We start from the raw sequence: 1,729 nt of genomic DNA on the forward strand, positions 1-1,729 counted from the left end.
TCCGATCAATTCGTCCCAGTCACGACGGGATTAGCCTAGAACGGATGCCTGCAATGCCTATGCGGATTACGTATTCAATGCACAGGGCGACGCTACGACATTCGTCGGTCCCGCGCCAGCCACATATTTTCAACAGTGTAATTGGGACTTCAGTGGCGTGAGTGACATCGGACGACTCGAACATGTCTGGCGACACGATTCGGGCAAGGGCGGTCATAACCCACCACGGTACGTAACCGATCGGGCGATTGATGTCGGCCGAAAACACGACTTTAATCGAATGATTGTGCATTATGCCCAGCCACACAGCCCCTATGTATCGAACGCGAACGCAGAGGACCGGGACCTGTACGAGCATGAGGACGAACCATTCGCATATNATATCTTCGAGCAGGCGGTGACCGACAGCAAGTCTTGCAAGCGTATCTCGCTGACCTCCGATACGTGCTCGACGAGGTGGCACTTCTCTGCGACAACATCGATGGAGAAGTCGTGGTTTCGGCCGACCACGGCGAAGCATTTGGCAAGTATGGAACGTACAAACATCCAATTGGGAGTCTTCATCCGAAGGTTCGGTTCGTACCATGGGCACGTACAACGGGACACGACAGGGGCGAGTACGAACCAAAGTTCGACCCAGAACGCACATCCACAACCGAACGCAGTGTAGATGAAACTTTGCGGGCGCTCGGGTACCGTGAGTAGTATCGAAGCGATTTTCAAGAATTGATTTGTGCCGTATTCCGTTGTGTTGGGCCGAATCAGAGTTGCACTTCGTTCCCGTTGAGATGCGCAACTGCATTACCGCTCAGGCTACTGTCAGTGATCTCACCAGAGAATTTGTAGCTATCGCGGCCGCCACCGACCTGTCCTATAGCAGTTGACCCGCGACGAGTATCGTTAGAATTAATTGTTGCATCGTTAGCACGAGTCGGTCTGAGAGTACCACTGGTCGAAAAAGTGTATTCTGCTCTTGAGCCGGTTCCCGTGATAGTCAGTACGTTCTCGAAGTAATCGTTCGGGTTAGCACGTTCGCCATCGAGGTAGATGGTGGCATCACCAGTAACTTCAAGCACAACGAGTGCACCCGTGAATCCATAGCAGTCACGGCCACCCTTGGTCGCTCCGGTGGCCGTCGAACCTGAAATTGAATCCGCTCTATTGAGTTCCTTTCCTTCGAGATCGCCAGTAACCGAAATGCGATAATCGGTGTGCGACCCGGTACCGTCGACTATCAGTGCGTGGTCAGGGCGCTGGCCGATGCGAGCCGGCTTCCCGTCGACTGTGACATTGGCCTGACCATCTAAATCGAACGCGACGAGTTCACCCGAGAACCCGTAGCGATCCGTCCCGGAACCGACTACACCCTGAGCGCTCGATCCAGTAATCGTATCTTCGGGAGTGATCGCATCCGAACCTTTCAGATCACCACTCACCGAAAACGAGTAGTCAGTACGTGATCCAACACCGTCGATTGTCAGCATGTGGTCTGGCTGCTGGCCGACGCGGGCTGGTTGCCCATCGACGGTGACGTTGGCCTGACCATCCAAATCAAACGCGACGAGTTCGCCCGAGAATCCATAGCAATCCTTCCCGGAACCGACTACACCCCGAGCACTTGATCCGCTTATCGTATCTTCGGGAGTGATCGCATCCGAACCTTTCAGATCACCACTCACCGAAAACGAGTAGTCAGTACGTGATCCCGCACCGTCGATTATCAATCCAT

1 pseudogene is annotated in these 1,729 nt (G+C 54.0%); it reads right to left on the bottom strand.

What is annotated here, in order from left to right:
• Positions 1-761: 761 nt before the first annotated feature.
• Positions 762-1,729, bottom strand: a pseudogene (locus C448_RS16060) (S8 family serine peptidase); the annotation flags it as partial.

The sequence above is a fragment of the Halococcus morrhuae DSM 1307 genome, assembly GCF_000336695.1.
Taxonomy (GTDB): Archaea; Halobacteriota; Halobacteria; order Halobacteriales; family Halococcaceae; genus Halococcus; species Halococcus morrhuae.